This is a genomic window from Saccharopolyspora sp. NPDC045839, assembly GCF_056431645.1.
The window spans coordinates 109,693-122,860 of the sequence record NZ_JBWKKH010000010.1; the positions used below are offsets into that span (position 1 = coordinate 109,693).

The window sequence follows — 13,168 nt, forward strand, 5'->3', positions numbered from 1 at the left end:
TCCGCTACCCCGTTGGAATCATCGGGCCCCACCACCACGCGGTCGCGGCGGTTTGGGGAGAAATCGCCGTTCCCCACGCCTGGCGGGTGGCGGTTTCGCGCGAAATCGCCACCCGCTCGGTCCGCGCGACCGCCTAGCCGCCCGCCGCGGCGAGCACCGCGCGGCCGGTGAGCACCTCGGCGAGGTGCTCGCGGTAGTCGACGTCGGCGCTGGCGTCGGCCGCCGGGCTGGTGCCCTCGGTGGCGTGCCGGGCCGCCGCCCGGACCGCCTCAGCCGTGGCCGGCTGACCGACCAGCGCCTGCTCGACGCCGCGTGCCCGGACCGGCGTCGGGCCCATGTTGGTCAGCCCGATGCGGGCCTCGGCGATCGTCCCGCCGGACACCCGCACCGCGGCGGCCACGCCGACGATCGACCAGGCCTGGGCGACGCGGTTGAACTTCTCGTAGTGCGCGCTCCACCCCGTCCACTTCGGCATCCGCACCTCCACCAGCACCTCGTCCGGTTCCAGCGCGGTGGTGAAGTAGTCGACGAAGAACTCCGCCGCCGGCACCACGCGCCGTCCGGACGGCCCGGCCAGCACCATCTCGGCGTCCAGCACCAGCGCCGGGGCCGGCAGGTCCCCGGCCGGGTCGGCGTGCGCCAGCGAGCCGCCGAAGGTGCCGCGGTGGCGCACCTGCGGGTCGGCGACGGTGCGGGTGGTCAGCGCGAGCAGCTTCGCGTGCTGCTGCACCAGCGGATCGCGCAGCACGTCGTGGTGCGTGGTCATCGCGCCGATCACCAGCGCGTCGCCGTCCTCGCGCACGCCGCGCAGCTCGGCGATGCGGCCGAGGTCGACGACCGTTCCCGGGTCGGCCAGCCGCATCCGCAGCACCGCCAGCAGGCTCTGCCCACCGGCCAGCACCTTGGCGTCCTCCCCGGCCGCCGCGAGCGCGGCAACCGCTTCCTCCACAGTGGAGGGTGCGACGTATTCGAACTGCGCGGGAATCACCGGTTTCCTCCCTGTGCGTCCATCGAGCCGAGCCCGCCGCCGGCTTCCGGCGCGGTGGCGCCGCTTTCGCGGGCACCGGTCACGGCCCGCCACACCCGCTGCGGCGAGCACGGCATCTCCACGTCGTTCACACCCATCGGCCGCAGCGCGTCCACGATCGCGTTCACCACCGCCGGGGTCGAGGCGATGGTGCCCGCCTCGCCGACGCCCTTGACGCCCAGCGCGTTGGACGTCGCGCGGGTTTCGGTGCGGTCGGTGACGAACTCCGGCAGGTCGGCCGCCGACGGGATCAGGTAGTCGGCCAGCGTCCCGGTGGTCAGCGTGCCGGTCTCGTCGTAGACGGCCTCCTCGTACAGCGCCTGCGCGATGCCCTGGGCGAGCCCGCCGTGCACCTGGCCCTCGACGATCAGCGGGTTGATCACGCTGCCGATGTCGTCGACGCACACGTACTTGCGGATCTCGACCCGCCCGGTCTCGGTGTCCACTTCGGTCGCGCACAGGTGGGTGCCGTGCGGGAACGAGAAGTTCTCCGGATCGAACGTCGCTTCGGCGTCCAGGTTCGGTTCCACGCCGTCCGGCAGGTCGTGCGCGGCGAAGGCGGCGAGCGCGACCTCGGCCAGCGCGGTGCCCCGGTCGGTGCCGCGGACGCCGAACCGCCCGGAGGCGAACTCGACGTCGTCCTCGGCGCATTCCAGCAGGTGCGCCGCGATCTTCCTGGCCTTCTCGACGACCTTGTCCGCGGCGCTGACGACCGCCATGCCGCCGACGGTCAGCGACCGCGACCCGTAGGTGTCCATACCCTTGGGCGCGACCTGGGTGTCGCCGTGCAGCACCTCGACGTCCTCGAACGCGACGCCGAGCCGGTCGGCCACGATCTGGCTCCACGCCGTCTCGTGCCCCTGCCCGTGCGGCGAGGAACCCGTGACGACCTCCACCTTCCCGGTCGGCAGCACCCGGATCGAAGCGTGCTCCCAGCCGCCCGCGCCGTAGGACAGCGAGCCCAGCACCCGCGACGGCGCCAGCCCGCACATCTCGGTGAACGTCGAGATGCCGATGCCCAGCTGGACGGGATCGCCGGAGCGCCGCCGCTCCTCCTGCTCCGCGCGCAGGGCCTGGTAGCCGAACAGCTCCATCGCCTTGTCGGTGGCGGCCTCGTAGTTGCCGGAGTCGTAGGTCAGCCCGGCGACCGTGTCGTACGGGAACTCCTCGTGCGCGATCCAGTTCTTGCGCCGCAGCTCCATCGGGTCCATGCCGAGCTCGTTGGCGAGCTCGTCCACCATCCGCTCGATCGCGAACGTCGCCTCCGGCCGCCCGGCGCCGCGGTAGGCGTCGGTCGGCGTCTTGTTGGTGAACACGTTGGTGCAGGTGAAGTGGTAGGCGGGGATCTTGTAGATCGAGTTGAACATGAACGCGCCGAGGATCGGGATGCCCGGCGTCACCAGCCGCAGGTAGGCGCCCATGTCGGCGAGCAGCTCCACCTTCAGCCCGGTGATCCTGCCGTCGCGGGTCGCCGACATCGACAGCTTCTGGATCTGGTCGCGGCCGTGGTGCGCGGAAACCATCGTCTCGGAACGGGATTCGGTCCACTTCACCGGCCGCCCCAGCCTGCGGGCGAGCACGAAGGTGATGAACTCCTCCGGCGTCACCTGGAGCTTGCCGCCGAACCCGCCGCCCACGTCCGGCGCGATGACCCGGATCTTCTGCTCCGGCACGCCGAGCGACATCGCCAGCATCAGCCGCAGGATGTGCGGCACCTGGGTGGCCGACCACATGGTGATCTGCTCGCCGGTGGGGTCGACGACCACCGAACGCGGCTCCATGAACGCGGGGATCAACCGCTGCTGCCGGAAGGTGCGGTCGATGCGGACCTCCGCGCCGCTCAGCGCCTGCTCGACGTCGCCGCCGGTGCCGGCCTCGGCCGAGTCGAACGTCCAGGTCGCGTTGCGGTTGGTACCCAGGTCGTCGTGCACCAGTGGCGAGTCCGCCTGCAGCGCCGATTCCATGTCGAGCACGACCGGCAGTTCGTCGTAGTCGACGTCGATGGCGTCCAGCGCGTCGCGCGCTTCGGCCGCGCTGCGCGCCGCCACCACCGCCACGGCTTCACCGGCGAAGCGCACCTCGTCCACGGCGATCGGGGGTGCCGCCGGGGCCTTCATGTCCTCGGTGATCGGCCATGCGCACGGCAGGCTGCCCTGCTCGTCGGCGATGTCCCGGCCGGTGATCACCGCCTGCACTCCCGGCATCCGGCGCGCCTCATCGGTGTTGATGGACGTGATCCGGGCGTGCGCGACGGGACTGCGCAGGATCGCCAGGTGCAGCGTGCCCGTCGGCGCCAGGTTGTCGGTCCAGCGGGTGCGGCCGGTGATCAGCCGCGCGTCCTCCTTGCGCTTGCGGGCGCGCCCGAGTTCGGGCTCCAGGACCGATGTCATGACTGCCGACCTCCCTTCACCTTCGTCTCGACCTGCTCGTCGGCGGGCGTTCGCGGCACCGGGGTGTCTTCGGTGTGCTCGACGGCCGGACCGGCGCCGGGCTGCATGCGCTGCGACGCGTCGCGGACCGCGCGGACGATGTTCTGGTACCCGGTGCAGCGGCAGAGGTTGCCCTCCATGCCTTCCCGGATCTGCTGGTCGTCGGGGTCGTTCACCTCGGCGAGCAGGTCGAGCGCCTGCATGATCATCCCGGGGGTGCAGAACCCGCACTGGAGGGCGTGGTTGTCGTGGAACGCCTGCTGCACGGGGTGCAGCCGGCCGTCCTGGGCGAGGCCCTCGACGGTCGTGACGTCGTGCCCGTCGGCCTGCACCGCAAGCACCGAGCACGATTTCACGCTGTGTCCGTCCATGTGGACGGTGCACGCGCCGCAGTTGCTGGTGTCGCAACCGACGACGGTGCCTACCTTGCCGAGACGTTCGCGGAGGTACTGGACGAGCAGCATGCGCGGCTCGACCTCATCGGTGTAGTGGGTGCCGTCGACGTTGACGGTGATGCGCGGCATTTGGGCGGCCTCCTCGGAGGAACTGGCCCGCGGTGCGCGGACGGTCGGGAACGGACTGGTCCGCCTGGGTGACGGAGGTCACTCCGAGAGCCTGCTACGCCGATCGAACACGAGCAAGCGCTGAAAGCGTTGTCCCGACCTCGCGTTCCGCAACGGGGCAGGGCGACCGCGACTCCTAACGGCCACGGCTCCAACGAGGGCCCCACACAGCCCCACCTGCCACCTGGCCCAGCACGGCCCCCGCCTCGCCCAGCACGGCCCCCACCGCGCCCCGAGGGCCGGTCCGTCCGCAATTTCAATGGAAATCGAAGGTCCGATTTCCATTGAAATTGCGGAAGTTGTCCACAGCCGGAGGAGGTTGTCCACAGCCGTCGGCGTGTCGTGGCGTCGAACACGCCTTACGAGTGGTGGTGGATCGGTCCCTCGACGTCGGAGAGCCGCACCCCGCGGCCGCCCCAGCGCAGCGCGATCAGCTCGGCCGCGATCGACACCGCCGTCTCCTCCGGGGTCCGCGCGCCCAGGTCCAGGCCGATCGGCGAGGACAGCTTCGCCAGCTCCGCCTCGCTGAGGCCCTGCTCGCGGAGCCGCCGCAGCCGGTCCTCGTGGGTGCGGCGGGAGCCCATCGCGCCGACGTAGCCGAGGCCCTGCCGCAGCGCCGCCTCCAGCACCGGCACGTCGAACTTCGGGTCGTGGGTGAGCACCATGACCGCGGTCCGCTCGTCGATCCGCCCGGCCTCCGCCTCGGCCGCCAGGTAGCGGTGCGGCCAGTCGACCACCACGTCGTCCACGCCCGGGAACCGGCTGTGCGTGGCGAACACCGGCCGCGCGTCGCAGACCGTGACCCGGTAGCCGAGGAAGGCGCCCATCCGGGCCATCGCGGCGGCGAAGTCGATCGCGCCGAACACCAGCATCCGCGGCGGCGGCTCGAAGGAGTTCACGAACACCCGCAGCCCCTCGCCGCGCCGCTGCCCCTCCGGGCCGTACTCGATGACGCCGCTGCGGCCGCTGGCCAGCATGCCGCGCGCGTCGTCGACGACCGCGTCGTCGATCCGCGTCGACCCGAGGCTGCCGCTGGTGCGCTCGCGCCACACCAGCAGGTGCGAGCCGACCTTCGACTCCTCGGGGTGCTCCAGGACGGTCGCGACGGCGACCGGCTCCTCCGCGCGGACCGAGGAGGCGACGGAGTCGAGCTCCGGGAAGGTCTCGCGGTCCACCCGCTCCACGAAGACGTCGAGGATCCCGCCGCAGGTCAAGCCGACCGCGAACGCATCGTCGTCGCTGACGCCGTAGCGCCGCAGGACCGGATCGGCGCCTTCCAGGACGCCGGTGGCCTCCTCGTAGACCGCGCCCTCGACGCAGCCGCCGGAAACGCTGCCGACCGCCTCGCCGCCGGCAGTCACCAGCATCGACGCCCCAGGCGGCCGCGGGGCCGACCGGAACGTCGCGACCACGGTGCCCAACCCGACGGCCTCGCCCGACTCCCACCGCTTGGTCAACTCGTCCAGCACGTCACGCACAGCGCACCTCCGCTTTCTCAGCGCCTCCCGGCGCCGCACACCTTCCACCGGGCCCCGGGGCAGGACGAACGGCCTGCTCACCTCGCCGGGCCCGGTCAGCTCTGCCCGAAAACCGCACTTCGCTCCTCCGGCGCCGGCCCCGGCTGGGACAACCGGCGCACCCACGACCACACGTCCTCCAGCGAGCGCAGGCTGTGCCCCGCCACCATCCGGTCAACGTGCGGCAGGGCCGCGACAATCCCGGACTGCACCGGTTGGTACCCGTCGTGCCCCGCGTGCGGGTTGGCCCAGACCACCGCCCGCGCCAGGCGCCGCAACCGACGCATCTGCTCACCCAGCTCCGCCGAGTCGCCGCGCTCCCAACCGTCGGAGAACAGCACGACGACGGAACCCCGCGCGATGCCCCGCTGCCCCCACCGGTCCAGGAAGACCCGCAACGTCTCGCCGAGCCTGGTGCCCCCGGAGAAATCCGGCACGGCACGGGAAGCCGCCAGCAGAGCGGCCTCCGGATCGCGCTGCCGGAGCTGCCTGCTCACCCGGGTCATGCGGGTGCCCAGCGTGAAAACCTCGGTGCTGGCGGGCGAACGCCGCACCACGACGTGCGCGAATCGCATCAGCGCATCGGCGTACGGGCTCATCGAACCCGAGACGTCGATCAGCAGCACCACCCGGCGCGGCCGCCGAGAACGCTTCTGGCGGCGCAACCGCAACGGCTCGCCGCCGGAGCGCAGCAGCTCGCGGAGCGTCGCGCGCGAACTGAGCGCGCCGCGCTTGCTGCGGCGATGCCGCAGCGCGGGCCGCGTCGGCGGCTCGGGCCGCAGCACCGCGAGCATGCGCCGCAGGTGCTCGCGCTCCGCCGTACCGAGCTCCGCGAGGTCGCGACGGCGGAGCACCTCCGCGTCGCTGGCGGCGGCGGCAAGCGGCTTGTCCGCGTCGCCGTCCTGGTCGCCGCCATCGGCCGCGGAGAGCGCAGCGATCCGCGCCGGACGCGGCAGCGGACGGCCCGGCGACTCGGCGGACAGCGCAGCGCCGCCGAACCAGCTGCCGAAGGCAGCGTCGTAGCGGGGCACATCGTCCGGCTCGGAGCACAGCGTCAGCCGGCCGGCCCAGTAGACCGCGGAGCGGTCGAGGCCGACGTGCTCGGTGGCGGCTAGGAAGGCTTGGACCCGGGTGGGGCCGCAGGCCATCCCGGAGTGCCGCAGGGCGCGGGCGAAGCCGACCAGACCGGTCGCGGTGTGCTCCATCGCCCCCTCCTCGACGTTCGGGTCCGGTGGTCCGCAATTTCCATTGAAATCGAAGGTTCGATTTCAATGGAAATTGCGGACGGTCACGGCGCCACGATGCCCGCGGCGCGGACCCGTTCGGCGTCCTCGCGGTACTTCAGCACCGCTCCCAGCGTGGTCGCGGCGGTCTCCGTGTCCAGTTCGTCCTGGTCGAGCGCCTGCAGCGCCTGCGCCCAGTCCAGCGCCTCCGCCACCCCCGGCGGCTTCAACAGCTCCATCTGCCGCATCCACTGCACCGCCGCGGCCACCTGCTCCGCCAGCCGGGCGTCCAGCCCCGGCAGGCGGCGCCGCAGGATCGCGACCTCCCGCTCCAGGCCCGGGTGCTCCAGCCAGTGGTAGAGGCAGCGGCGCTTCAGCGCGTCGTGCACCTCGCGGGTCCGGTTGGACGTCAGGATCACGATCGGCGGCTGCTGCGCCCGCACCACTCCGAACTCCGGAATGGTCACCGCGTATTCCGACAGCACCTCCAGCAGGAACGCCTCGAACTCGTCGTCGGCGCGGTCGATCTCGTCGACCAGCAGCACGCAAGGCGACTCCTGCAACGCGCGCAGCAGCGGCCTCGCCAGCAGGAACCTCGGGGTGTACAGCGAGGATTCGGCGGCGTCGGCGTCCAGCTCGCCGCCGGAGGCCGCCTCCAGCGTGCGCAGGTGCAGCAGCTGGCGCGGGAAGTCCCAGTCGTAGAGGGCCTGCGCGGCGTCGATGCCCTCGTGGCACTGCAACCGGATCAGGTCGACCCCGAGCGCCGCGGCCAACGCCTGCGCCAGCGCCGTCTTGCCGGTGCCGGGCTCGCCCTCGCACAGCAGCGGGCGACGCATCCGCATCGCCAGGAACGCCGCCGTCGCGATGCCCTCGTCGGGCAGGTACCCGGTGTCGTCCAGCGCCGTCGCGACCTCGGCCGGGGACTTCATGTCGAGCGCGTCATCCACCGCCATGCCGCCGAGCGTATGCGAACCACCTGTCCCAAGGCGATCATCCGATCATCCGGCGAGCAGGTCCCGAACCGCCTCGCCCACTGTGCCAACCTCCAAGGCGGGGATCGGCTCGCCGCGCACCAGGTACCGCCGGACCACGGCGTAGGGCAGATCGACCACCGCGAGCCGGACGCGGGACCGCCCGCGCTCGTCGGTCTTCCCGAGCCGCCGAGCCAGGTCGGTCAGGGCCTCCTCCAGCTGCGCATTGCCCGCGGCCAAGCGTTGGCGGGCCTCCTCGGGCCACTCCGCCAGGCCGAAGTCCCCAGGCCCGGCGAGCAGCACCCTCGCCTCGTCCGGGTGCTCGCGGCACCACTCGACGGCGTGGCGCGCCATCGCGACGGCGGCGTCCTGCGGCGAGCCGTCGAGCGCCGCGAAGACGCCTTCCTGGAACCGGGTCACCGTGCGCAGCCACAGCGCCGACAGCAGCGCGGTCCGGTCCGGGAAGCGGTGGTAGACCGAGCCGCTCGGGGCACCCGCCGCCCGCGCGACCGCGGCCATCGTCACTCCTCGGGGTCCGGTTTCGGCGGCGAGTGCGACGGCGGCGTCGAGGAGTCGGTCGGCATCGTGCCGGGCGGGCCTTCCCATGAATTGGAGGATATGCTCCAATAACGTTGTAGAGAGAACCCTCTAAAAAAGGAGGACCGCGATGGCCATCCGGAATCTGCACATCAGGCGGCTGCCGGTCGACGAGGACACCACCGGAGCGCTGATCGACTCGCTGGCGAGCCCGCACGACGAGCTGTGGGCGCACGACACCTGGCCGCCGATGCGTTTCGACCGCCCGCTGGAGATGGGCGCCGAGGGCGGGCACGGTCCGATCCGCTACCGGATCGTCGGCTACACGCCCGGCCGCTGGATCCGGTTCCGCTTCACCGCACCGCGCGGCTTCGACGGTTTCCACGAGTTCACCGTGCACCGCGAAGGCGACCGCACCGTGCTGCACAACCTGCTGTCCATGCACGCCCGCGGCCTGGCCCGGATCACCTGGCCACTACTGTGGCGCCCGCTGCACGACGCAGCGCTGGAGGACGTCCTCGACCGCGCCGAGCAAGCGACCACCGGCACGGTGCGGAAGCCGGCCCGCTGGTCGTGGTGGGTGCGCCTGCTGCGCGCGCTGATCTCGGCACGGACCCGCCGAGCGCCGAACGGCACGATCTAGGATCGCCTGGGTTTCCGAAGGGGTGACGCATGAGCCGGTTCAGCGGGTTCCCCGCACACGTTGAGACGCACATCGGCCGGGTCCGCGGCGCCGACAGCCGGCTGGCGGACGGGCGCGATCGGGGCTACCACCTCGTCTACTGCGACCACCCGGACGGCGCGCACGTCTCGGTGCTGACCAGCGGCCTGCGCGACCGCACGGCGGGCGCGCCGCTGCCCCAGGAGCTCATCTGCACGTTGCAGTCGGAGCAGGAGATCCACGCGCGGCACCTGACGGGCGTGATCGCCGAGCTGCTGACCGAGAGCAACAGCCGGGTCGGCTACGGCGCGCTCATCATGAACGACCGGATCCTGTTGCCGGACACCGAGATCTGCGGCGCGCTCGCCGCCCCGCACCCCTACCTCGGCGACTCGTTCGACGTCCTGCTCGACGAGGCGGGCGAACCGGTCCTCCAGCTGATCACGCTGGTCCCGATCACCCGCGAGGAGGGCCAGCTGGTGGCCCGCTACGGCCGGGACGCGCTGTACGACTGCTGGGAACGGGAGAACTCCAACCTGCTCGACATCCACCGCCCCTCGGCCGCCTGACGCCCCAGGGGTCGGCGGCCGGGGAATCCGGGTCGGGTCGGGGTCGTACCCCGAGGCCCCCGGCCCCTCCGGGGCCCAAGCTGGAGGCATGACCGAGAACTTCGCCACCACCGGCAGCACCCAGACCACCACCGAGTCCCCGGTCCGGAAGTTCCGCCGCAGCCGGGAGGACGCCATGATCGCCGGGGTCTGCGCCGGCGCCGCCAAGGGGCTCAACGTGGACGCCACGATCCTCCGCGTCCTGCTGGTCGCCGCCACGCTGCTCGGCTTCGGCGCCGGCATCGTCATCTACCTCGTCTGCTGGGTACTCGTCCCCCAGGAGTGACGACCGGTTTCAATGAGGTTTTTCCAACCTCAATTTGCGTGGCGGTGCGGGTGGCGGAACCTCAGAGGCTTCCTGGACTGTGGGTGCCCCTCCTGATGTATGTCCAATACACGGCGGAGGGGCCGTCCTCGCCAGGAAACCTCTGAGAACCCGCGGCGGTGCCAGTTGCGAGGGTGGGCTATGCGCCTGCGGCGCATGCGACACCCCATCCGGCGTGCGGCTTTGCTACCCGCGGCTGCGGGCCGACCAGGATGAAAAAGGCTCAATTGAAACTCACGGTTTCAATTGAAACTGCAGCGTCAGCGGATGCCTGGGGCCTGTTCGATGAACGTGTCGAGCACCCCGTCGGCGACCAGCACTTGCCCCTGGGGCAGGACCTCGCCGGGCAGGGTGCGGATCTGCTTGGCCTGGTCGGCGAACTGCCGCGCCGCGGTGAAGTGCTCGAAGGTGCTCGCCTCGTCGCCGTTCGCCCGCGCCCGCAGACCGTCCACAGTGGCCACCAGCGCGTCGCCCCACAGCTCGGTGGCCGTCAGCCACGGCTTCGCGTCGGCGACGAAGTCCGCAGGCACACCCCGCCCGATCTGCTCCGGCGCACCCGCGATCGCCTGCGCGTAGCCGCGCAGCGCTTCCACCGCGCCCGCGCGGTCGCCGCGCTCCCAGCCGTCGCGGAACTCCTGGATCCGCCGCGCCAGCTCCGGCGCCGGCGGCAACCACGGCCGCCCGCTGGCCAGCGGCGCCATGTGCTCCAGGTCGAAGAACACCATCAGCGCGTCGACGGTCGCCTGGTCGGCGACCAGCCCCGGCTCGCCGGCCGCGCGCTTGCCCGCCAGGTGCTCGGCCGCCGCCCGCCAGGCCCGCTGCGGGTCGAAAGCCGCGTCGTTCCAAGCGAAATCGGCCGCACCGAGCTCCACGACCTTGCTCGCCGCCGCCAGGTTCATCGGGTTGGACACATCGCCCACGAGCTGCCCGCTCAGCCCGCGCTCGCGCTTCTCGTACGGTCCGAGCAGCAGCCGCCCGACGGAGCCCTCGAAGTCGTTGACCGGGTAGTTGTCCCACAGGAAGAGCTTGCGGCCCCAGACCTTCTCGGCCTGCTGCGCGTCGGAAACGGTGATCTGGCGCGGAATCACGCCGTCGCCGGTCCACATCACCAGCACGCGCGGGTCCAGCGCCGTGCGGATCGCCGTCTTGTAGGCCGAATCCTCCACGTCGGAGTACTCGGTCGGCACGAACTGCAGCGGCGCCACGCCGGGATGGGTGTCGACGAACTCGCGCTGCACGCGGTTCAGCAGCTCCGCCTGCGCCTGCCCGGCCGCGCCCTCGGACGGCTTGCCGTACTTCGCCTGGTCGCCCGCGCAGTTCCAGCGGGTGTAGGAGATGTCGTCCAGCGGCACGGAGAAGTCGCGCACGCCCTCGTCGTACACCGTCTGCAGCTTCGCCAGCAGCGCGCGGACGTCCGCGTCGTCGCTGTAGCAGATCGAGGTGCCCGGGGAGAGCGCGAAGGTGAACTTCACGTGGTGCGCCGCGGCCTGCTGGATCAGCTCCTTCACCCGGGCCAGGTCGTCGGCCGGGTACGCCTCGCGCCACTTCTCCCGGTGGTACGGGTCGTCCTTGGGCGCGTAGATGTAGGTGTTCATCTTGACGTCGCCGTAGAAGGCCAGCTGGTCCATGCGCTCGGCGTGCGTCCAAGGTGGACCGTAGAAGCCTTCGACGGTGCCGCGCAACGGCATCGCCGGGTGGTCCACGATGCCGACCCCGGCGAGGCGGCCCGGCGAGGCGATCTGCCGCAGCGTCTGCACGCCGTAGTAGGCGCCGGCCGCGTCGGAAGCGCCGATGAAGACGACCGGGGTGCCGCCGCCACGGCCGGCCAGCACGTAGCCCTCGGGCGGCAGCGGCGCGGGCGCGGCGAAGCCCAGCTCCTGCAGGCCCTTCACCACCGACGGCGAGGTGCGCTCACCGATGCGGATGCTCAGCGTGGCCCCCTCGGGCGGCGGACCGGGTTCGCGCACCACGACGTCGCTCGCCCCGGCGAGCCGCAGCACCTGGGCCGCGAGGTCGCGGGTGGGCTGGTCGACGAGCGGATCGACGATCACGTCGACCTTGCCCTGCACCGGGATGTCGTCGCCGAGCCGCTGCATCTCCTGCGGCTGCGGGGTGACCTGCGGCAGCCCGGTCGCGGGCAGCGACTGCGGCGGCGGCGCTGTCGGCGTCGGCTCCTGCGGCGTGGTGTTCGTGCAGGCCGCCAGCACCGCGCACATGAGCGTCGCGACCACGGCGGACCACCGGACGTTTCGACCGAGCATGACTCCTACCTCACCTGGACTGCCACCGGTCCACAGGACATCACACGCCGCTTCCGGCCGCCGCCGCGCCCGGGAGCCCCGTGATCATTCGCACTGCAAGCAACGAACAATATCAACGGCGCTCGTCGCACCCGGCCGATCGCGGTGGCGCTGCTGCTCAGGATAGGAGCTCGCGCCAGCTCCGGACCCGCTCCACCTGCACCGATCCGCCCTCGCGGGCGCCGGTGCCGATGTGGAAGGCGCGGGCCCCGGCGGCCCGCAGGTCGACGACGTGCTCCTGGCGCAGGCCGCCGCCGACGAGCAGCGCCACGCCGTCGGCGTCCTGCCGTTCGGCGCGTTCTCGCAGGTGGGAAAGGCCCTCGTCGACGCCGCCGGGGGCGCCTGCGGTGAGCACGGTGTCCGGGCCGAGCGACACCGCTTGGTCCCAGGCGAGCCGGTAGTCGGCGGCGTGGTCGACCGCGCGGTGGAAGGTCCACGGGCACCCGTCGAGCTCGGCGACCACCTCGCGGGTGGCGCCCACGTCCACCTGCCCGTACGCGTCGAGGAACCCGAGCACGAACTCCCGCGCCCCGGCCTCCCGCAGCTCACCCACTCGCCGCCGCAGCGCCCCGGCATCGGCGGCGAAGTCGGCTTGGTCGCGCGCCATGACCCGCACCGGCAGATCGGTGGCCGCGAGCACGCTGCGCACGGTCGACGGCTCCGGCGTGAGCCCGTCGGCGGCCAGGTCCCGCACCAGCTCCAGCCGGTCGGCACCACCGGCCTGGGCGGCCTCGGCCTCGGCGGCGTCCAGCACGATCACTTCCAGCAGCGCTCCCACACCCGCACCGTAACCGGGCGGCGGGGGCCCAGCGAGGCCCGCCTGCGCCACCGGCCCGGAGCCGCTGCTCGAGCGCTCGTGCTGCGCCGGCGGCCCCACGGCAGCTGCGCCGTTTTCGCGCGAAACCGGCGTTTCCCAGGCACGCGGGGCGCCGGTTTCGCGCGAAAACGCCGGGTTCACCCACCCGGGAACGACCGAAGGGCCGCCCCCAGCGGGGACGGCCCTTCGA

At 72.3% G+C, this 13,168-nt stretch carries 12 protein-coding genes; 3 read left to right on the forward strand and 9 right to left on the reverse strand.

What is annotated here, in order from left to right:
- Window positions 1–133 precede the first annotated feature (133 nt).
- The 7 genes from AC07EQ_RS16700 to AC07EQ_RS16730 form a co-directional block, all read right to left on the reverse strand.
- Window positions 134–988: an FAD binding domain-containing protein gene (locus AC07EQ_RS16700; RefSeq protein WP_478388823.1), complete on the reverse strand. Its 855-nt coding sequence runs from the start codon at window positions 986–988 to the stop codon at window positions 134–136.
- The gene (locus AC07EQ_RS16705; RefSeq protein WP_478388824.1) at window positions 985–3,417 is read right to left on the reverse strand and encodes a xanthine dehydrogenase family protein molybdopterin-binding subunit; all 2,433 of its coding nucleotides are present in this window, start codon (window positions 3,415–3,417) and stop codon (window positions 985–987) included. The genes AC07EQ_RS16700 and AC07EQ_RS16705 overlap by 4 nt, the downstream gene beginning before the upstream one ends.
- Window positions 3,414–3,980 carry a (2Fe-2S)-binding protein gene (locus tag AC07EQ_RS16710; protein ID WP_452616925.1) on the reverse strand — a complete coding sequence of 189 codons (567 nt, stop codon included), beginning with the start codon at window positions 3,978–3,980 and terminating at the stop codon, window positions 3,414–3,416. Before AC07EQ_RS16710 ends, AC07EQ_RS16705 begins: the two co-directional genes overlap by 4 nt.
- 398 nt (window positions 3,981–4,378) lie before the next feature.
- Window positions 4,379–5,497: an XdhC family protein gene (locus AC07EQ_RS16715; RefSeq protein WP_478388825.1), complete on the reverse strand. Its 1,119-nt coding sequence runs from the start codon at window positions 5,495–5,497 to the stop codon at window positions 4,379–4,381.
- Window positions 5,498–5,592: 95 nt separating this feature from the next.
- On the reverse strand, window positions 5,593–6,741 hold the full coding sequence (locus AC07EQ_RS16720; protein WP_358580582.1) for a vWA domain-containing protein: 1,149 nt from the start codon (window positions 6,739–6,741) through the stop codon (window positions 5,593–5,595).
- An 83-nt stretch (window positions 6,742–6,824) separates the two neighbouring features.
- On the reverse strand, window positions 6,825–7,712 hold the full coding sequence (locus AC07EQ_RS16725; RefSeq protein ID WP_478388826.1) for an AAA family ATPase: 888 nt from the start codon (window positions 7,710–7,712) through the stop codon (window positions 6,825–6,827).
- A gap of 45 nt (window positions 7,713–7,757) precedes the next feature.
- On the reverse strand, window positions 7,758–8,336 hold the full coding sequence (locus AC07EQ_RS16730) for a TetR/AcrR family transcriptional regulator (protein WP_478388827.1): 579 nt from the start codon (window positions 8,334–8,336) through the stop codon (window positions 7,758–7,760).
- 61 nt (window positions 8,337–8,397) lie between these two features.
- Here AC07EQ_RS16730 and AC07EQ_RS16735 point away from each other — a divergent pair, with 61 nt between their 5' ends.
- The 3 genes from AC07EQ_RS16735 (at window position 8,398) to AC07EQ_RS16745 (ending at window position 9,822) form a co-directional block, all read left to right on the forward strand.
- On the forward strand, window positions 8,398–8,910 hold the full coding sequence (locus AC07EQ_RS16735; RefSeq protein ID WP_478388828.1) for an SRPBCC family protein: 513 nt from the start codon (window positions 8,398–8,400) through the stop codon (window positions 8,908–8,910).
- A gap of 29 nt (window positions 8,911–8,939) precedes the next feature.
- The gene (locus AC07EQ_RS16740; protein ID WP_478388829.1) at window positions 8,940–9,497 is read left to right on the forward strand and encodes a suppressor of fused domain protein; all 558 of its coding nucleotides are present in this window, start codon (window positions 8,940–8,942) and stop codon (window positions 9,495–9,497) included.
- A gap of 88 nt (window positions 9,498–9,585) precedes the next feature.
- Window positions 9,586–9,822 (forward strand): PspC domain-containing protein, encoded by a 237-nt coding sequence (locus AC07EQ_RS16745; RefSeq protein WP_132487160.1) that lies wholly within the window; start codon window positions 9,586–9,588, stop codon window positions 9,820–9,822.
- Between the two features lie 299 nt (window positions 9,823–10,121).
- On the opposite strand, the gene AC07EQ_RS16750 is transcribed toward AC07EQ_RS16745, so the two are convergent.
- Together AC07EQ_RS16750 and AC07EQ_RS16755 are read right to left on the reverse strand one after the other, a co-directional pair.
- A complete protein-coding gene (locus AC07EQ_RS16750; protein ID WP_478388830.1) occupies window positions 10,122–12,122 on the reverse strand; it encodes a beta-N-acetylhexosaminidase family protein in 2,001 nt (666 codons plus the stop codon).
- A gap of 157 nt (window positions 12,123–12,279) precedes the next feature.
- Window positions 12,280–12,939 carry a copper homeostasis protein CutC gene (locus AC07EQ_RS16755; protein WP_478388831.1) on the reverse strand — a complete coding sequence of 220 codons (660 nt, stop codon included), beginning with the start codon at window positions 12,937–12,939 and terminating at the stop codon, window positions 12,280–12,282.
- Between the last annotated feature and the right edge of the window lie 229 nt (window positions 12,940–13,168).